The organism is Actinokineospora sp. NPDC051303, from assembly GCF_055586285.1.
Genome location: NZ_JBVJIN010000006.1, coordinates 112,166 through 132,812, shown reverse-complemented (window position 1 = coordinate 132,812; position 20,647 = coordinate 112,166). Strand labels below are relative to the sequence as shown.

1 protein-coding gene and 1 pseudogene are annotated in these 20,647 nt (G+C 76.2%); both read right to left on the bottom strand.

Annotated elements, in window-relative coordinates:
* Window positions 1–6 precede the first annotated feature (6 nt).
* Window positions 7–14,379 carry an SDR family NAD(P)-dependent oxidoreductase gene (locus ACZ6SD_RS06890; protein ID WP_465315967.1) on the bottom strand — a complete coding sequence of 4,791 codons (14,373 nt, stop codon included), beginning with the start codon at window positions 14,377–14,379 and terminating at the stop codon, window positions 7–9.
* Window positions 14,376–20,579, bottom strand: a pseudogene (locus tag ACZ6SD_RS06885) (thioester reductase domain-containing protein); the annotation flags it as partial. The pseudogene ACZ6SD_RS06885 and the gene ACZ6SD_RS06890, both read right to left, overlap by 4 nt.
* Window positions 20,580–20,647 lie beyond the last annotated feature (68 nt).

The following is a 20,647-nucleotide window of genomic DNA, read 5'->3' as shown; positions in this document are numbered from 1 at the left end:
GGTGGATCAGTCGAGCCCTCCGTCGACGGAGAGACCGAGTTCGGCGAAGAGCTCTTCGTCCGTGGCGGAGTCGAGGTCCAGTTCGTCGTCCGCCCCCGCCCGCGCGGTGCGCTCCCGGTACCCGCGCAGCACCTCAGCCAGCCGATCAGCCAGCTCGCGCTGGTCATCGGTGTCGGGTCCGGCGCTGAGCAGCAGCTCCACGGCGCTGAGCGCGGTCGACGCGGACGCGGCGGGCGCCCGGTCCTCGGCCAGCCCGTCGAGCAGGAACGAGGTCAGGTCATCGAGCGTGGGGTGGTCGAACACCAGGGTCGCGGGCAGGCGGTTCCCGGTCTCCTCGCTGAGCCGGTTGCGCAGCTCGACCGAGGTCAGCGAGTCGAACCCGAGGTCCTTGAACCGGTGCTTGCCGTCGATCCGGTCGGCGTCGTCCCGGCCGAGGACCGCCGCGACGGTGGCGCGAACCGCGTCGAGCACGACGGCCGCGCGGTCGTCCGGGGCAAGCCCGGCCACGCGGTCGCGCAGGGTCGTCACGGCGACCGGACGTGTGGCCGAGGTGGGCGCCAAGCCGCGCAGCACCGCGGGCAGACGCGTGCCCCTGGCCCGCAGGGCCGAGGTGTTGAATCGGGCGGCGACGACGACCGGCTCGCCGCTGGTGACCGCGGCGTCGAACAGCGCCAGCCCGAGATCGTCGCTGATCGGCGACAGCCCGGACTCCGCCAGGCGGGCCTTGTCGACGTCGGACAGGGCGGCGGCCATGCCGCGCTCCCAGGCGCCCCACTCGATCGCCGTCGCGGGCAGCCCGAGGCGCGCGCGGTGGCGGGCCAAGGCGGCGAGCGCGGCGTTGGCCGCGGCGTAGTTGCCCTGGGCTGGCCCGCCGACAACCGCGGACACCGACGAGAACAGGACGAACGCGGCCAGGTCCGAGTCGCGGGTGAGCTCGTGCAGGTGCCAGGCGCCCCCGGTCTTGGGCGCGGTCACCGCGCGCACGCGCTCGGGGGTCAGCCCGGTGATCGGGGCGTCGTCCACGACTCCGGCCGAGTGCACGACCGCCCGCAGCGCGCGGCCCCGCAGGACCGAGGCGAGGGCGGCGCGGTCGGCGACGTCGCAGGCCACGACCTCCACCGACGCGCCCTGCGCGGCCAGCTCCTCGGTCAGGTCGGCCGCCCCGGGCGCGTCGCGTCCGGACCGGCTCAGCAGCAGCAGGTCGGTCACGCCGTGCGCGGTGATCAGGTGGCGGGCGATGAGGGCGCCGATGCCGCCGGTGCCGCCGGTGACCAGGACGACGCCGCCTGCCAAGTCGACCGGCGCGGGGTCCGCGGGGGTGAACCGGGCCAGGCGCGGGGCGACGACGGCGCTGTCGCGGATTTCGACGTGCGGCTCGTCGGTCTGGGCCGCCCTGGCGACGACCGCGGGGGCGGTGTCGGCGGGGGCGACGAGCAGACCGAAGCGCGCCGGGGCCTCGGCTTGGGCCGAGCGCACCAGCCCGCCGACCGCGGCGCCCGCCGGGGTGTCGGGCACGTGCACGACCAGCCGCGCGTCGGCGAACCTGCTCTCGGCGAGCCATGCCTGGAGCACGGCGAGCGCAGCCGAGGTGGCGGTGTCGACGGCCCCCGGCCAGTCGCCCCGCTCGGCCGCCGCGGCGAGGACGACGGTGGCGGGCACCGGGTCCAGCGCCAGCAGACCGTCCACATCGGACACCGCGGTCCACGGCCCGGCCTGGTTCGGCGCGGCGACGGCCACGTGCTCGACCACGTGCAGCGGCGCGGCGGGTGAGAGCCCGGACTGCTCGCGGACCCGCAGTCCGGTGGCGCGGGCGACCGGCGCGCCGGTGGCGTCGGCGAGGACGAGGTCGAACACGTCCTCGGCCCCGCCGCGCCGCAGCGTCACCCGCAGCGCGGCGGCGCCGGTGGCGTGCAGGGCCACCTCATCGAAGGCGAACGGCAGCGCGGGCCGGTCCCGCTCCCCGACCAGCAGCAGGGTGTGCAGCGCGGCGTCGAACAGCGCCGGGTGCACGCCGTAGCCGCTCGCGTCGGCGCCCTCGGGGAGGGCGACTTCGGCGTGCACGGCGTCGTCGGTCAGCCAGGCCCGCCGCAGACCGCGGAAGGTGTCGCCGTAGTGGTAGCCGGACTCGGCGAAGCGGTCGTACACGTCGGCGAGGTCGACCTCGGCGGCGCCCGCGGGCGGCCACTCCGCCAGCGGCTCGGCGACCGCGTCACCGGGGACGAGAACGGCCTGCGCGTGCCTGGTCCACTCTGCGGCGTCCTCGGTCCTGGCGTAGACCGCGAGGTCACGGTCCCCGGCCTGGTCGGGCGTGTCGACGACGACTTGGAGCTGGACCGGTTCGTCCACCGGCAGCGGCGCGGCGATGGTCAGGCCGGTCACCCGCCCAGCGCCCACGCTCACCGCGGCCCAGGTCGCCAGCTCGGCGAACGCGGCTCCCGGCAGCAGCGGCGACCCGCCGACCACGTGGTCGGCCAGCCAGGGCTGGTCGACCTGCGACAACCTGCCGCTGAGCACCAGCGCGCCGCCGCCCGCGACCTCCACCGCGGCGCCGAGCATGCGATGCCCGGTCGCGGCGAGCCCGGCCGCGGCGCCCAAGTCGGCGGACACGGGGTCGGCGTCGAGCCAGTACCGGGTGCGCTGGAACGGGTAGGTGGGCAGTGGCGCCCGGTCGCCGGGGCCGGTGATCGCGGCCCAGTCGACGGCCGCGCCGCGCACGAACGCGGCGGCGACCCCGCGCAGCAGCGTCACGGGCTCGGACCGCTCGCGGCGCAGGGCGGGGGCGGCGACCAGGTCGCCGTCCGGGGCGCACGCGGGCACCAGGGCCGCCAGCACGCCGTCGGGACCCAACTCCAACGCGGTCCGCACGCCCTGCTCGCGCAAAGTGGTGACGGCGTCGTGGAAGCGGACCGGCCTGCGGACGTGCTCGACCCAGTACTCCGGGGTCGCCGGGTCCAGGCCCGCGCCCACGGTCGACACGATCGGGACACGCGGGGCGCCGTAGCCGATCGAGCGCGCGATCTCGGCGAACTCGGGTGTCACCGGCTCCATCAGCGGCGAATGGAAGGCGTGGCTGACCACCAGCTCCTTGGTCTTGCGCCCCTGTTCGGCGATGGCGGCGGCGACCGCGCGGGTGGGTTCGGCCGCGCCCGAGAGCACGACCGACTCCGGCCCGTTGATCGCGGCGATGGCGACCCCGTCAACGAGCAGCCCGGCGACTTCGGCCTCGGTGGCCGCGACCGCGACCATCACCCCGCTCTCGGGCAGCGCCTGCATGAGCCGCCCGCGGGCGGCGACCAGCGTGCTCGCGTCGGCCAAGGTCAGCACCCCCGACACGTGCGCGGCGGCGAACTCGCCGATGGAGTGTCCGACGAGGACATCGGGGGTGACGCCCCATGATTCGACAAGCCGGTAGAGGGCGACCTCGACGGCGAACAGGGCAGGCTGTGCGAACTCGGTGCGGGACAGCCCTTCGCCGGTCTCGACAACCTCGCGCAGCGGCCGCGGCAGCAGCGGGTCCATCAACGCGCACACCTCGGCGAACGCGTCGGCGAAAACCGGGTACGCGGCGGCCAGTTCCCCGCCCATGCCGACCCGCTGGGCGCCCTGGCCGGTGAACAGGATCGCGAACCGGCCGCCGACGTCCTGGCCGCGCACGGCTGTCGACAGGTCGGACAGCCCGGCCAGCAGGTCGTCGGTTCCGCCGCCGAGCACCACGGCCCGGTGTTCGAGGCGGGCCCGCCCGGCCAGGGTGGCGGCCACGTCGGTCGGGCGCGCGCCGGTGAGGACCGGCCGCAGGCGCTCGGCGGCGTCGTCCACGGCGGCGCGTTCGTGGGCGGACAGCACGAGCGGGACGATCGGGACGGGCGCCCGCTCGGCGGGGCGCTCGGCGGGCCGCTCGACCGGGTGCTCCAGCACGACATGGGTGTTGGTGCCGCTGATGCCGAACGACGACACCGCGGCCCGGCGCGGCCCGTCCGACCGCCACGGGCGCTCCTCGGTGAGCAGCCGCAACGGGCCGCCCGCCCAGTCGACGTGCGGGGTGGGCTCATCGACGTGCAGCGTCCTGGGCAGCACGCCGTGCCGCATGGCCTGCACGACCTTGATGACGCTGCCGACACCGGCCGCGGCCTGCGCGTGGCCGATGTTGGACTTCAGCGACCCCAGCCACAGCGGCCGGTCGGCGGGGCGGCCCGGGCCGTAGGCGGCGATCAGGGCCTTGGCCTCGATCGGGTCGCCCAGGGTGGTGCCGGTGCCATGCGCCTCGATGAGGTCGACATCGGCCGGATCGAGCCCCGCCGCGGCGAGCGCGGCGCGGATGACCCGCTCCTGCGCGGCTCCGCTGGGCGCGGTGAGCCCGTTGGACGCGCCGTCGGAGTTGACCGCGGTGCCGCGCACGACAGCCAACACGGTGTGGCCGCGGCGGCGGGCGTCGGACAGGCGCTCGACGGCGAGCACGCCGACGCCCTCCGCCCACGCGGTGCCGTCCGCGGCCGCGGCGAACGACCGGGCCCGGCCGGTGGGCGAGAGCGCCCGCTGCCGGGAGAACTCGATGAACATGCGCGGTGTGGCCATGACCGTCACGCCGCCGACCAGGGCGAGGTCGCACTCGCCGCCGCGCAGCGCCTGGGCGGCGAAGTGCAGGGCGACCAGCGACGACGAGCACGCGGTGTCGACGGTGACGGCCGGTCCCTCCAAGCCGAAGGTGTAGGCGATGCGGCCGGAGGCGACGCTGGAGGTGCTGCCGGTCAGCAGATAGCCCTCGTAGCCGCTGGGCGCGGTGGGCAGCCTGCCCGCGTAGTCGTCGTAGATGGAGCCGACGAACACGCCGGTCTCGCTGCCGCGCAGCGACGTCGGGTCGATGCCCGCGTCCTCCAGCGCCTCCCACGCCGTCTCCAGCAGCAGTCGCTGCTGCGGGTCGGTGGCGGCGGCCTCGCGCGGGCTCATGCCGAAGAAGCCCGCGTCGAACCGGTCGGCGTCGTGCAGGAACCCGCCCTCGCGGACGTAGGAGGTGCCGTGCCGGTCGGGGTCGGGGTCGTGCAGTCGGTCCACGTCCCAGCCTCGGTTGACCGGGAAGTCGCTGATCGCGTCGCCGCCCGAGGCGACGAGGTCCCACAGGTCGTTCGGGGTGCGCACCCCGCCCGGGTACCGGCAGGCCATGCCGACGATGACGATCGGGTCGCCGTCCCCTGCCGCGGCGGTGGCCACCGGGGTCCTGGGTGTTTGCCGGGGCTGGGCTTCCGGCGTGCCGCCGAGCGCGGTGGACAGGTGGGCGGCGAGATCGGCGGGGGTCGGGTGGTCGAACGCGGCGGTCGCGGGCAGGCGCAGCCCGGTGACCGCGGCGAGGCGGTTGCGCAACTCCACCGCGGACAGCGAGTCGAAACCGATGTCGCGGAACGCCCGCTTGGGCCGCAGCGCCGACGCGTCCCCGTGGCCGAGGACGGCGGCGGCGCTGGTCAACACCAGGTCGAGCAGCTCCCGCTCGCGGTCGGCTGGCGACAGCGACGCGAAGCGGTCCGCCGGGGCGGCCGCGGCCGACGACGCGGCCGCGCGGCGCGGGGCGCTCACCCGGACCAGGGAGCGCAGCACCGGCGGCAGGTCGTCGCCCCTGGCGCGCAGGGCCGCCCGGTCGAACCGGGTCGCGGCCACCGCGGGCAGGCCGGAGCCGAGCGCGGCGTCGAGCATCAGCAGGCCCTCGCCCTCGGTGATCGGCACCAGGCCGCCGCGCGCCATCCTGGCCAGGTCGGTGTCCGACAGGTGCCCGGTCATGCCGGTGGCGGTGGCCCAGAAGCCCCAGGCGACCGAGGTCGCGGGCAGACCGGCCCGGCGCCGCTGGACGGCGAGCGCGTCCAGGGCCGTGTTGGCCGCCGCGTAGTTGGCCTGGCCGGGGTTGCCGAGCAGGCCCGCGACCGAGGAGAACAGCACGAACGCGGCCAGGTCGGCGGTCCGGGTCAGCTCGTGCAGGTGTAGCGCGGCGTCGACCTTGGGCCGCAGCACGGCGGTGACCTGCGCGGGGGTGAGCGCGGTGGTCAGGCCGTCATCGAGGACGCCCGCCGTGTGGATGACGGCCGTGAGCGGATGCTCGACAGGCACGTCGGCCAAGACGGCGGCAAGGGCGTCGCGGTCGCCCACATCGCAGGCGACGAACCGCACCGACGCGGCCATGCCGGTCAGCTCAGCCGCCAACTCGTCGGCGCCGGGGGCGTCGGCGCCCCGGCGACTGAGCAGCAGCAGGTGGCGGGCATGGTGCGCGGCGACCAGGTGCTTGGCGACGAGCGCGCCCAGCGCGCCGGTGGCTCCGGTGATCAGCACCGTGCCGTCGGGGTCGATGGCGGACGGGACGGTGATCACGTTCTTGCCGATGTGGCGGGCCTGGGAGACGTGGCGGAACGCCTCGGTGGCCTGCCGCAGATCCCAGCCGGTGACCGGCAGCGGGCGCAGGACGCCGCGCTCGAACAGGCCAAGCACCTCGGTGAGGATTTCGCTGATCCGGTCGGCGCTGACGCGGAACAGGTCGAACGCCTCGTAGCGCACGCCGGGGTGGTCGGCGGCGACCCGCTGGGGATCGCGCAGGTCCGTCTTGCCCATCTCGACAAACCGGCCGCCGTCGCGCATCAGCCCGAGAGTGGCGTCGGTGAACGCCTCGGCCAGCGAGTTGAGCACCACATCGAGCGAGCGCCCGTCGAGCACCCCGCGGAAGGCGTCGGCGAAGTCCAGGGTGCGCGAGGAGGCGATGTGGTCGCCGGGCACGCCCAACGCGCGGACGGCGTCCTGCTTCCCCTCGCTCGCCGTGGCGAAGACCTCCGCGCCCAGGTGGTGGGCCAGCTGCACGGCGGCCATGCCGACACCGCCCGCCGCGGCGTGCACGAGCAGGGTCTGGCCGCGGCGCAGGTGGCCCAGGTCGACCAGCCCGTAGTAGGCGGTCAGGAACACGATCGGCGCGGCGGCGGCCTCGGCGAACGTCCACCCGGCAGGCATCGGCGCCAGATAGCGGCGGTCGACCACGGCGGACGGGCCGAACGCGCCGTCCATCATGCCCAGCACCCGGTCGCCGGGGGCCAGGTCGGTGACGCCCGCGCCGACCTCGGTGACGACGCCCGCGCCCTCGCTGCCGAGCAGGGCCGCGCCGGGGTAGACGCCGAGCGCGATCAGCACGTCCCGGAAGTTCAGACCCGCGGCGCGGATGTCGACCCGCACCTCGCCGTCAGCGAGCGGGCGCCGCGGCACGGGGACCGCGGCCAAGCCGGTCGCGGTGCCGTCACCGGCCGGGTCCAGCCGCCAGTCCGTGCCGTCGGGGAGGGTGAGCGGGGGGCTTGGCCGGGTCAGCCGCGGCACGGTCGCGCTGCCCGCGCGCAGCGCGACCTGCGGTTCCCCGGAGGCGACCGCGGCGAGCAGGGCCGCGCTATCGGTGACGGCGTCGACGTCGATGACTTGGACCCGGCCGGGATTCTCGGTGTGGACCGTGCGCAGCAGGCCCCAGACGGCCGCCGCGGCGATGTCGACGGCGTCGCCCGGGGCGGCGGCGACGGCCCCGGTGGTGACCGTGACGAGCCGGGCGCCCGCGAACCGGTCGTCGGTCAGCCAGGCGCGCAGCAGCTCCAGCGCGCTGTGCACGCTGTTGTGCGCCTCGCCCGCCTGGACCTGGGGCGTGTGCAGCACGACCGACGTGTCCGAAGGCAGCGCGGCCACCTCGGGGAAGCCGGGCAGACCGTGCGCGGGGGCGCCGAGGACCGCCCACCCCACGGTGTCGACAGTGTCGGCGGGGGCGGCTGGAGCGGCTGAAACGTCACTGGCCAGCGGGGTCCAGCTCAGCTCGTGCAGCCCAGCCGCCGAGGTGCGGAGGGCCCGGGGGGCGACCTCGCGCAGGGCCAAGCCGGTCACGGTGGCCAAGCCCGCGCCGGTGCTGTCGGCGATCACCACGTCGACCGCGCCGGACCCGGCCGGGGTGAGGCGCACGCGAGCGTGGGTGGCGCCGCGGCGGTGCACCGCGAACTCGCCCCAGGCGAACGGCAGCGCGGCGGCGCCGGGCTCCCGGTCGAGCAGCAGCGGGTGCAGCGCGGCGTCGAGCAGCGCCGGGTGGACGGCGAACCCGCTGACCTCGACGCCCTCGGGCAGCGCGACCTCGCCGAACAGGACGCCGCCGGACCGCCAGGCCCGGGTCAGGCCGCGGAAGACCGGGCCGTACTCGTGGCCGCGGCCAGCGAAGTGGTCGTAGGCGCCGTCGAGGGCGATCTCCTCGGCGTCCGGCGGCGGCCACGCGGTCAGGTCCACCGCCTCCGGCCCGTTGGGCGTCAAGACCGCGGTGGCGTGCCGGGTCCACTCGGTCTCGTCAGCCGAGTCGGGCCGCGAGTGCAGCGACACCTCCCGGCCGCCGTCCGCGGCGGGCTCGCCGACGACGAGTTGCACCGCGACCGCGCCCTCGGCGGGCAGCGCCAGCGGCGCGGAGATCACCAGGTCGGCGACGGCGGCGCGGTTGGCCTCGTCGGCGGCGCGCAGCACCAATTCGGCGATGGCCGAGCCGGGCAGCAGCACGGCGCCGGACACGGCGTGGTCGGCCAGCCACGGCTGGGCGGCGCGGGAGAGCAGGCCGGTGAGCACGAGTCGTTCTTCCCCGGCCAGCGGCACGGCGGCGCCGATGAGCGGGTGGTCGGTGGCGGACAGCCCGGCGCCCCGCACGTCGGCGCTGGCGGCGGAAGCGCTGAGCCAGTGCCGTTCGCGGTCGAAGGGGTAGGTGGGCGCGTCGGCGACGGGACCGTCACCCAGCACGGAGGCCCAGTCGACGCGCACCCCCGCGGCGAACACGGTCGCGGCCGAGCGCAGGAGCTGGTCGAGGTCGCCCAGCCCGCGGCGCAGCGTTCCCTCCGCGACCACCTCCGTGCCGGTGCCCGCAGCGCTGTCCGCGATCCCGGGCAGCAGGACGGGATGGGCGCTGACCTCCACGAACACGTCGTGGCCTGCCTCGGCGAGGGTGCGGATGGACTCTTCCAGCCGCACGGTGCGGCGCAGGTTCTCGTACCAGTAGGCGGCGTCGAGGCCCTCGGTGGGCTGCCAGTCCGCGGTCACGGTCGAGAAGAACGGCACCCGCGACGCGACCGGGGTGATCGGCGCCAGCACGTCGGCCAGCTCGTCGCGCAACCGCTCGACGTGGGCGGAATGCGAGGCGTAGTCGACGGGGACCGGCTTGGCGCGCACATCCTCGGCCACCAGCCGCGCGCGCAACTCGTCCAGTGCCTCGACGTCGCCGGAGACCACGGTGGCGGACGGCCCGTTCACGGCGGCGACGGACAGCCGTCCGTCCCAGGCGAGCAGCCGTTCCGCGGTGGCCGCGCGCGGCAACGGGACGGAGAGCATGCCGCCCTCGCCCGCGATGGTCCCGATGGCCTGGCTGCGCAGCGCCACCACCCGGGCGGCGTCGGACAACGACAGCGCGCCCGCCACGGTGGCGGCGGCGATCTCGCCCTGGGAGTGGCCGAGCACGGCGGCCGGGGTGACGCCCAGCGCCTCCCACACCCGGGCCAGCGACACCATGACCGCCCACAGCGCGGGCTGCACGACGTCGACCCGTGACAGCGCGTCGGGGTCGTCAAGGACATCGGACAACGACCAGTCGACAAACGGGGCGAGAGCCGCCTCGCAGTCACGCAGCGCCGCGGCGAACGTCGGCGACTGGGCGCGCAGCGCGGTGGCCATGCCCGCCCACTGCGAGCCCTGGCCGGGGAAGACGAACACGACGCGCCGCCCGCCGGGAGCAGCGGGGACAACGGGACCGAGATCCGCCAGGCCCGCGACGCCGTCGAGAACGACGGCGCGGTAAGGCATGGCGGCTCGGCGCAGCAGCCCCCGGGCCAGGGCGGGTGCCGGGGTGTCGGCGAGCGCGGCCGCCACCCGGGCGGCTTGGGCGCGCAGGGCGCTGTCGGAGCGGGCGGTGAGCACGAGCGGGACCGCGACCGGCTCGTCGGCCTGGTTGTCGCCCTGGTCGTCGGCGGGCGCGGCGACCGGCTCGGCCTCCTCCAGGATGACGTGCGCGTTGGTGCCGCTGATGCCGAACGAGGACACCGCGCCGCGGCGCGGGCGGTCCGCCGCGGTCCACTCCCGGTGCTCGGTGAGCAGCGCGACCGAGCCCGACGCCCAGTCCACGGCCGGGGTGGGCTCGGTGACGTGCAGGGTCTTGGGCAGCTCGCGGTGGCGCAGCGCCTGCACCATCTTGATCACACTGGCGACCCCAGCCGCGGCCTGGGTGTGGCCGATGTTGGACTTCAGCGAGCCCAGCCACAGCGGCTCGGATCGGTCCTGGCCGTAGGCGGCGAGCAGGGCCGTGGCTTCGATCGGGTCGCCCAGCGGAGTGCCGGTGCCGTGCGCGTCCACGGCGTCCACATCGGACGGTCGGAGGCCGGACGCGGCCAGCGCCTGGCGGATGACCCGCTCCTGGGCGCTGCCGTTGGGCGCGGTGAGGCCGTTGGACGCGCCGTCGGAGTTGATCGCCGAGCCGCGCACGAGGGCCAGCACCGGGTTCCCGGCACGGCGCGCGTCGGACAGCCGCTGGAGCACCAGCACGCCGACGCCTTCGGCCCAGCCGGTGCCGTCCGCGGTGGCGGAGAACGAGCGGCACCGCCCGTCCGGCGACAGCCCGCGCTGGCGGGAGAACTCAACGAACACGCCTGGCCCGCTCATCACGGTGACGCCGCCGACGAGGGCGAGCCCGCACTCCCCCGCCCGCAGCGCCGACGCGGCCTGGTGCAGGGCGACCAGCGACGACGAGCAGGCCGTGTCGATGGTCATCGTCGGGCCCTCGAAGCCGAAGGTGTAGGCGAGGCGGCCGGAGGCGACGCTGACGGCGGTGCCGGTCAGCAGGAAGCCCTCGTGGCCGTCGGCGGGCTCGTGCAGGCGCGGCCCGTACTCCTGGGCCATGGCGCCGACGAACACGCCGGTGTCGCTGCCGCGCAGCGCGGTCGGGTCCAGCCCGGCGCGCTCCAGCGCCTCCCAGGCGGTCTGCAGCAGCAGCCGCTGCTGCGGGTCGATGGCTGCGGCCTCGCGCGGGCCGATGCCGAAGAACCCGGCGTCGAACCGGTCGACGTCGTGCAGGAACCCGCCGTGCCGGGCGTAGCTGCGGCCGGGGGCGCCGGGCTCGGGACGGAACAGGCCATCGATGTCCCAGCCGCGGTCGGTGGGCAGCCCGCCGATGGCGTCGACGCCGTCGGCGACCAGCCGCCACAGGTCCTCCGGGGACGACACGCCGCCGGGCAGGCGGCAGGCCATGCCCACCACGGCCAGGGGCTCGCTGTCGGCGACGCGCACGGCGGCGGTGGCGCGGGTGTCCCCGGCGGTGCCGCTGATTCGCTCGCCCAGGAACCGGGCCAGCGCTTCGGGAGTCGGGTGGCTGAACACGATTCCGGCGGGCAGCCGCAGCCCGGTGAGCGTGCTCAGGCGGTCGCGCAACTCCACGCCGGTCAGCGAGTCGAATCCCAGGTCCTTGAAGGTGCGCTGGGGGTCGAGGGTGCGCGCGTCGTGGCCGAGCACGCCCGCCGCGGCGGTGCGGACCAACTCGTCCACGGCGTTCGCGCGCTCGGCGGGCGGCAAGGCGGCGATGCTGCCCGCCGCACCGGCTTCTTCGGCGGAGGCGCCGGTGTCCGGGGTGGGCAAGTCGAGGAAACCGGTGTCGCGCCGGACGCCGGTGAGCCAGTGGCGCGCGCGCTGGAACGGATAGGTGGGCAGGTCGACGCGGCGGGCGCCGGAACCGGCGAGCGCCGGGGAGAAGTCGACCGGCAGGCCGCGCGCGTAGGCGCGGCCCAAGGAGGTGAGGAATCGATCGAGGCCGCCGTCGCCGCGGTGCAGCGAGCCCAGCGCGACGGCGTCGGCCCCGGCCAGCTCGGCGGTCTCGGTGACGGCGTGGGTGAGCACCGGGTGCGGGCTCATCTCGATGAACGTCGTGGCGCCGTCGGCCAGCAGCGACTCCACCGCGTCGCGGAACCGCACGGTCTCGCTCAGGTTGCCGTACCAGTAGTCGGCGTCGAAGACCGGGCTCGGCCACCGCGCGCCGGTGCGCGTCGAGTAAAAGGCCACCTCGGCGGCACCGGGGCGCAGGTCGGCCAGCGCGGTCAGGAGGTCGTCGCGGACGGGCGCGACGCGCGGCGTGTGGGAGGCGTAGGTGCCGGGCATGGCGCGAGCGCGGATCCCGTCCGCCTCGCAGGCGGCGACGAAGGCGCGCACGGCCTCCTCGGTACCCGCCACGATGGTGGCGCCGGGGCCGTTGACCGCGGCGATGTCCAGGGCGTCCCCGTGCGGGGCGATGCGGTCGGCGACGGCGTCGGCGGGCAACGCGACCGAGCCGAGGATGCCGGTGCCGAGCAGGCCGGTGGCGACCCTGGCCCGGGTGGCCGCGACGAAGGCCGCGTCCGCCAGCGGCAGCGCCCCGCTGATGTGGGCGGCGACGACCTCGCCCTGGGAGTGGCCGACGACGGCGTCGGGGTGGACCCCGTGGTGCTGCCACAGCCGGGTCAGCGCGACGGCGACGGCGAACAGCGCGGGCTGCACGACGTCGAACCGCTCCAGGTCGGGGTGGTCCGCGTCGGGCCCCAGGAGGGTGGCGGGGTCCCACTCCAGGTGCGCGGCGAGCGCGGCGGCGCAGGCGTCGAAGTGTTCGGCGAACACCGGCGACTGGGCGTGCAGCCGCCGGGCCATGCCGACCCACTGGGCGCCCTGGCCCGGGTAGACGAACACGGTGGCGCCGCGGGGCGCGACCCGGCCGACGACGACGCCGTCCGCAGGCTGCCCGTCGGCGAGCGCCGCCAGCCGGGCAGGCAGCTCGGCGCCCATGCCGACGACGACGGCCCGGTGCTCCAGGGCGGTGCGGGTGGTGGCCAGCGAGTGGGCCAGGTCCGCGGGACGGGCGGTCTCGGCGGGCGCGCGCAGGCGGGCGGCCAAGGCGCGCAGCGCGGCGGGGGCCCGCGCCGACAGCACCAGCGGCACCGGCAGGTCGCCGCCCGCGCCGCCCGCGACTGGGTCGGGCGGGCCTGCCACGGCCTCGGCGGGCGCGGTCAGCAGCACGTGGCAGTTGGCGCCGCCCATGCCGAAGGAGCTGACGCCCGCGATGAGCGGGCGGTCGGGGGCGGGCCAGGGGGTCAGCTCGGTCTGCACCCGCAGGTTGAGATCGTCCAGCGGGATGGCCGGGTTGGCGACGCGGAAGTTCAGGCTCGCCGGGATGCGCCGGTCGCGGATGCTCAGCACCGCCTTGAGCAGGCCGGTGATGCCCGCCGCCCCCTCCAGGTGGCCGACGTTGGTCTTCACCGAGCCGACGAGCAGCGGGTCGCCGCTCGCGCGGGCCGCGCCGAACACCGCGCCCAGGGCGGTGGCCTCGATCGGGTCGCCGACCGCGGTGCCGGTGCCGTGCAGCTCGACGTACTGGACCTCGGCCGGGTCGAGCCCGGCGCGCTCGCACGCCGTGCGCAGCACCTCCTGCTGCGCGTCGGCCGAGGGCACGGTCAGCGACGGGGTGGCGCCGTCGCTGTTGACCGCGCTGCCGACGATGACGGCGTGCACCCGGTCGCCGTCGGCGAGCGCGTCGGAGAGCCGCTTGAGCACGACCGCGCCGCCGCCCTCGCCGCGCACGAACCCGTTGGCCCGGCTGTCGAAGGTGAAGCAGCGCCCGTCCGGCGACAGGCCGCCGAACTTCTCGGTCGCGGCCAGGCTCTCCGGCAGGACGTTGAGGTGCACGCCCGCGGCGATCGCGGCGTCGCACTCCCCCGCCCGCAGGCTCTCCGCGGCCAGGTGCACCGCGACCAGCGACGAGGACTGGGCGGTGTCGACGGTCATCGACGGCCCGCGCAGGCCCAGGGTGTAGGAGACCCGGTTCGCGATCACGCCGCGCTGCACGCCCGCCATGGTGTGGCCGCTCATGGCCTGCTCGCCGTACTGGTAGGTCAACGCGGCGTAGTCGTCGCGGATGGCGCCGACGAATACGCCGGTGCGGCTGCCGCGCAACCGGTCCGCGGTCAGTCCGGCGTCCTCGATCCCCTCCCAGGCCAGTTCGAGCGCCAGCCGCTGCTGCGGGTCCATCGCCGCGGCCTCGCGCGGCGACACCCCGAAGAAGTCGGCGTCGAACGCGGCGACGTCGTCCAGGAACGCGCCCCAGCGCCCGCCCGCGCCCTGCGGCGGGTCGTCGCCGCCCCAGCGGTCCCTCGGGACGGCGGTGATGGCGTGCGCGCCCGCGCTGAGCAACGCCCAGAACGCCGCCGGGTCCTGCGCTTGGGGCAGCCTGCACGACAGGCCGACCACGGCGATCGCGTCCTGGCCGGGCAGGCCGCGGTCGCGGGGTGGCTCGGACACTGGGGTGGCCCCCTTCCGCTGGGTTCGCTTGGTGTTCTCGTCCGGGATGTCGGCGCTCATCGGGCCCCTCCTTGGACTGCGGCCCGCGGCGCGGGGAAGTAGCCCGCGGTCGCGAAGAACCTGATGTAGGTGGCGAGCAGGTTGTCGTCCACGACCGGGCTGCCGACGGTCCCGCCGAGGGCGGCGGCGGTGGCGCTCGCGTCGATCGGCAGGTAGCCGGTGCCGGTGCGGACCATCGCCTCGAAGGTGTCCAGCAGCGGGTTGAGCGCGTTGTCGTGGTCGGCGCGGACGGCGTCGAACCAGGTGTCGCGGTCCACTTCGGGCAGCGGGTGGCCCGCGGCCCGCAGGGCGGCGACGATGCGACCGAGCGACACCGGGGTCTGGTTGGCGTGGTGGAAGATCCGGCCGCTCGCGCCCGGGTCCTGGGACAGGGCCAGGACCGCGGCGCTGACGTGGTCGACGGGCACCAGGTGGTAGTCCGGGTCGACCCCGGCGGGCACCGTGCCGGACTGGACGACGCCCTTGATGGTCAGCCAGACGAAGTCCCGGGTCTGGCAGGCTCCCGCCACCCGGTCGCCGGAGATGACGTCGACCCGGTGGACGGTGACCGGCAGGCCGCGCTCGACAGCCAGGCGCACGATCCCCTCGGCGACCCACTTGCTCTTGCGGTACCCGTTGTGCAGCGCGGCGACCGGGCCGGTCGGGTCGTCCGGGCGCAGCGGCACGCCTTCGGTCACGGTGGCCGAGAAGACCCCGGTGGAGGACACGTGGTGCACCGGGACGGTGCGGTGGCGGGCCGCCAGGCGCAGGATCTCCTCGGTGCCGCCGACGTTCGCCGCGCGGACCTGGGCGTACGGGTGGAGCCAGTTCACGACGGCGCCCGCGTGGTAGACGGCGTCGACCAGCCGGGCCAGCGCGTCGAACCGGTCCTCGCCGAGGCCGAGACGCGGCTCGGCCAGGTCGCCCACCTCGATCGACACCCGGTCGAGGTCGAGGTCGTCGAGCACCCCGTACCAGCGCAGGTTGTCTTTGAGCCGGGCGGTGGCGTCGGCGACGTCGGCGCCGCGCACCAGGCAGTGCACCGTCGCCGCCGTGCCGCGCAGCAGGTCGCGCAGCAGGAACGCGCCGAGGAACCCGGTGGCGCCGGTCAGGAACACGTGCCGCGGGTCGGCGACGGCGGTGACCACCACCTCGGCGGGGACGATGTCCTCGGCGAGGACTAGGTCGGCGGCGGGGTCGACGTCCTCGGCGGACACGTCCCCAGCTGCCAGCACCTCGGCGCGCAGCAGCCGGGCCAGCGCGCCCGTCGTCGGGTGGTCGAACGCGGCGGTGGCGGGCAGCCGGGCCCCGGTCGCGGTGTGCAGCCGGTTGCGCAGCTCGACGGCGCTGAGCGAGTCCAGCCCGAGGTCCTGGAACGGCTGGTCGGCGCCGACCGGGGCGTCCTCCGCGCGGCCGAGGACGGCGTTGACCCCGGTGCGGACCAGCTCGCGCAGCAGGGCGAGCTGGTCGGGCTCGGACAGCCCGCGCAGCGTGGCGACCAGCTCGCCCGCGTCGGCGTCGCCCGCGGCCACCACGCGCCTGCCGGTTCCGGCGAGGGCGCGCAGCACCAGCGGGATGTCCTGGCCGAGCGCGCGCACCGCGGTCAGGTCGATCGGGGTCGCGACGACGCCGGGCAGGTCGAGCGCGGTCGCCGCGTCGAGCATGGCCATGCCATCCGGGGTCGGGATGGGGCGGAACCCGGCGCGGGTGAGCCGGTTCAGGTCGGCCTCGCCGAGCGCCCCGGTCATCCCGCCGGTCTGCGCCCACAGCCCCCAGGCGATGGAGGTGGCGGGCAGGCCGCTGACGGCGCGCACCCGGGCCAGCGCGTCCAGGGCGGCGTTCGCGGCGGCGTAGTTGGCCTGGCCGGGGCTGCCGAAGACCCCGGAGGTCGAGGAGAACAGCACGAACGCCGACACGTCGTGCCCGGCGGTCAGCTCGTGCAGGTGCCAGGCCGCGTCGACCTTCGGGGCCAGCACGGCGGCCAGGCGCTCGTCGGTCAGGTCGGTGAGCAGACCGTCGTCGAGCAGACCGGCGGCGTGGACGACGCCGGTGATCTCCCGGTCCGCCAGGGCCGCGGCGAGGGAATCGCGGTCGGCGACGTCGCAGGCGACCGCCTCCGCGTCGGCTCCGAGCGCGGCCAGCTCCGCGACCAGTTCGGCGGCGCCGGGGGTGTCGCCGCCGCGGCGGCCGAGCAGCAGCAGCCCGCGGACGCCGTGGTTGGCGGCGAGGTGGCGGGCGACCGCGGCGCCGAGGGCGCCCAGGCCGCCGGTCACGACGACGGCGCCGTGGGTGGGCCAGGCGGGGACGGCGCCAATGTCCGGGCCGGGAACCCGGGTCAGGCGGGGCGTGCGGGCGCGGCCGCCCCGCAGCCGCACCTCGTCCTCGCCGCAGGTGACCGCGGCCGCGGTGGCGGCGAGGGACGCGGCGGTGGAGTCGGTGTCGACCGCGACAAGCCTGCCCGGGTGCTCGCGCTGGGCGGAGCGGACCAGGCCCCACACGGCGGCGGCGGCCGGGTCGAGCGCGGTGTCGCCGGTCAGCACGGCCAGCCGGACATCGGCCAGGGCCGGGTCGGCCAGCCAGTCGCGCAGGACCGCCAGCACCTCCGCCAGCACGGCGCGCACGGCCTCCGGCCCGTCCGCGGCGGACGGCGGAACCGGCAGCAGGGCGGTGGTGACGTGAGAGCCTGCGGCCGCGGCGGCGCGCAGGCCCGCGATGCCGTCGACCACGGAAGCGGGGTGACCAGCCAGTGGGGCCAGCAGCACCCAGTCCGGAGCATCGACCCTGGGGAGCGCGACCGGTGTCCACTCGGCGGTGAACAGCGCGGCGTGGGCGGCGACCCGGTTGGGGTCCGAGGTGGGCAGGGCAAGCTCCTCGATGGCCCCGGCGGTGACGACGGGCAGGCCGCCGGGATCGCGGGCGTCGACGCCCGCGCCGGAAACGGCGACGCGCAGCGCGGTCGCCCCGGTCGCGTGCAGGGTGACCTCGCGCCACCGCACGACACCCCGGGAGCCCGCGGCGGCGAAGGCGGCCGCCCACAGCAGCGGGTGCAGGCCGTAACCACTCGGGTCGACGCCGCCGAGATCCGCCTCGGACCAGGAGTCGGCCTCCCCCGCGCCCGGCGGCCACCCGACGGGCTCGCCGCGGACGGCGGCGGCGAGGCCGAGGGACCCGGTGGCGTGCTCGGTCCAGGAGTCGGCGCCGCGGGGGCGCGAGTGGACGCTCACCGCGCGGACGCCGTGCTCGTCGGCGCCGGAGACCGCGACCTGGAGCTCGACCGAGCCCCGCGCCGGAACCAGGACGGGGGTGTGCGCGGTCAGCTCGCGCACCAGAGTGCAGCCGAACTCGTCGCCCGCCCGGGTGACCAACTCCAGCAGCGCGGCGGGCGGCAACAGCGCGCGGCCATCGGTCACCGCCAGCCACGGGTGGTCCGCGGGGGCGAGCCTGCCGACCAGGACGGCCGCGTCGGCTCCCGCTTGGCGCAGCACCGTGCCCAGCATCGGGTGACCGGTCCCGCCCGCGCCGGTCTCGCGGTTGCCGGGGGTCATCCAGTAGCGGCGGCGCTGGAACGGGTAGGTGGGCAGGTCGACGGTGGTGGCGCCGCTGTCGGCGTAGAGGGCGGACCAGTCCACCGCTACGCCGTGGCGGTACAGCTCGGCCGCGGTCAGCAGCACGCGCGCGGTGTCGCCCTCGTCACGGCGCAGAGTGCCGACGGCGAGGCCGCCGCCGTGTCCGTCGAGGGTGTCCTGCACGCCCACGGTCAGCACTGGGTGCGGGCTGACCTCCAGGAAGACCCGGTGCCCGGACTCGGCGAGGGCGTCGACCGCGGGGTGGAACAGGACGGTGCGGCGCAGGTTCTCGTACCAGTAGTCCGGGCCCATGGTGGTGGTGTCCAGCGGCTCGCCGGTGACGGTGGAGCGCAGCGGCACCGCGGCCGGGCGCGGCTCGATGCCAGCCAAGGCGGTCAGGACGTCGTCGCGGACGCGTTCGACGTGCGCGGAGTGCGAGGCGTAGTCGACCGGGACGCGCTTGGCCCGCACGCCGTCGGCCACCAGCAGGTCCAGCGCCTCGTCCAGGGCCGCGGTGTCGCCGGAGACGACCACCGCGTTGGGCCCGTTGACCGCGGCGACCGAGATCCGGCTGCCCCAGGGCGTGATCCGACGCTCGACCTCGGCGGCGGGCAGCGGGACCGAGAGCATCCCGCCCGCGCCCGCGATGGCCCGGATGGCCCGGCTGCGCAGGGCGACGACCTTGGCCGCGTCCTCGACCGACAGGGCGCCCGCGACGCACGCCGCGGCGATCTCCCCCTGCGAGTGGCCCACCACGGCGGCGGGCTTGACCCCCCACGACGCCCACAGCTCGGCCAGCGACACCATGACCGCCCACAACGCGGGCTGCACGACGTCGACCCGCTCCAGCTGGCTCGGGTCGGTGTCGGAGAGCACCTCGACCAGATCCCATTCGACGTGCGCGGACAGCGCCTTGGCGCAGCGGTCCACGGCGGCGGCGAACACCGGGTTCTCGGCGATGAGCGCCCGGGCCATGCCGACCCACTGCGCGCCCTGGCCGGGGAAGACGAACACGACGTCGTCCGCGGTGCGGGCGAGGACTTCGGGGGCCGGGTGGTCGGCGCGGGCGGCCTCGGCGAGTCCGGCCAGCAGCTCGGCGCGGTCGGCGCCGAGCACGACAGCCCTGCGTTCCAGGTCGGCGCGCCCGGTGGCCAGCGAGAAGCCGACATCCAGCGGATCCGGTCCGGAGTCGGACTTCAGCAGGGCCGAGACGCGAGCGGCCTGGGCGCGCAGCGCGGCCGAGGTGCGCGCCGACAGCGGCAGGGCTAGCACGGTGGGCTGACGTTCCGCGGCCCGCTCCTCCGGCTCGACCTCAGGGGCCTGCTCGATGATGGCGTGCGCGTTGGTGCCCGACACGCCGAAGGACGACACGGCCACCCGGCGCGCCCGCCCGACCTCGGGCCAGGGGCGGGGCTCGCGCAGCAGCTCGACGGCGCCCGCCGACCAGTCGACCAGCGGCGACGGTTCGTCCACGTGCAGGGTGCGCGGCATGATCCCGTGCCGCATCGCCTGCACGGCCTTGATCACTCCGCCGACGCCTGCCGCCGCCTGGGAGTGGCCGACGTTGGACTTGAACGACCCCAGCCACAGCGGCTCCCCGTCGCCGCGGCCCTGGCCGTAGGTGGCGAGCAGGGCGCCCGCCTCGATCGGGTCGCCCAGCCGGGTGCCGGTGCCGTGCGCCTCCAGCAGGTCGATGTCGGCGGGGCCGAGCCCGGCCGCGGCGAGCGCGTCCTCGATGACCTCGCGCTGAGCCTGGCCGTTGGGGGCGGTGAGGCCGTTGGACGCGCCGTCCTGGTTGACCGCGGTGGCGCGCACGACCGCCAGCACCGGGTGGCCGTTGCGGTAGGCGTCGGACAGCCGCTCCAGCACGAGCAGGCCGACGCCTTCGGCCCAACTGGTGCCGTCCGCGGCGGCGGCGAAGGACTTGCAGCGCCCGTCCGGGGCCAGGCCGCGCTGGCGGGAGAACTCGACAAACCCGCCCGGGGTGCCCATCACCGTGGCGCCACCGGCCAGCGCCAGCGTGGACTCGCCCTCGCGCAGCGACCGGGCGGCCAGGTGGATCGCCAGCAGCGACGACGAGCAGGCGGTGTCCAGGCTGACCGAGGGGCCGCGCAGGCCCAGGGTGTAGGAGAGCCTGCCGGAGGCCACGGCGTTGAGGCCGCCGGTGGCCAGGTAGCCCTCCAGCTCGGCCGGGCCGCCGTCGAGGTGCACATAGGACTGGCCCGCGACGCCCGCGAAGACTCCGGTGCGCGAATCGCGCAGGGAGTGCGGGTCGATGCCCGCCCGCTCGACCGCCTCCCACGCGACCTCCAGCAGCAGCCGCTGCTGCGGGTCCATGGCGGTCGCCTCCCGCGGTGAGACGCCGAAGAAGTCCGCGTCGAACAGCGGGGCGTCGTCGATGAAGCCGCCGCTGCGGGTGTAGGTCTTGCCCAGCGCCGCCGGATCGGGGTCGTAGAGCCCGTCGAGGTCCCAGCCGCGGTCCGACGGCCACTCGGTGATCGCGTCGACGCCGTCGGCCACGACCCGCCACAGGTCCTCCGGGGAGGCGATGCCGCCGGGATAGCGGCAGGCCATGCCGACGATCGCGATGGGCTCGTCGCGGGCGGACTCCAGGGCGGCGATCCGGGCGCGGGCGCGCTTGAGGTCGGCGGTGACCCATTTCAAGTAGTCGACAAGCTCGTCTTCGCGTGCCACGGGGTGCTCCTCTTGGTGGTTCTCGGCGG

Coding starts and splice junctions, on each gene's coding strand:
- ACZ6SD_RS06890 (WP_465315967.1), bottom strand. CDS start 14,379: ATGAGCGCCGACATCCCGGACGAGAACACCAAGCGAACCCAGCGGAAG.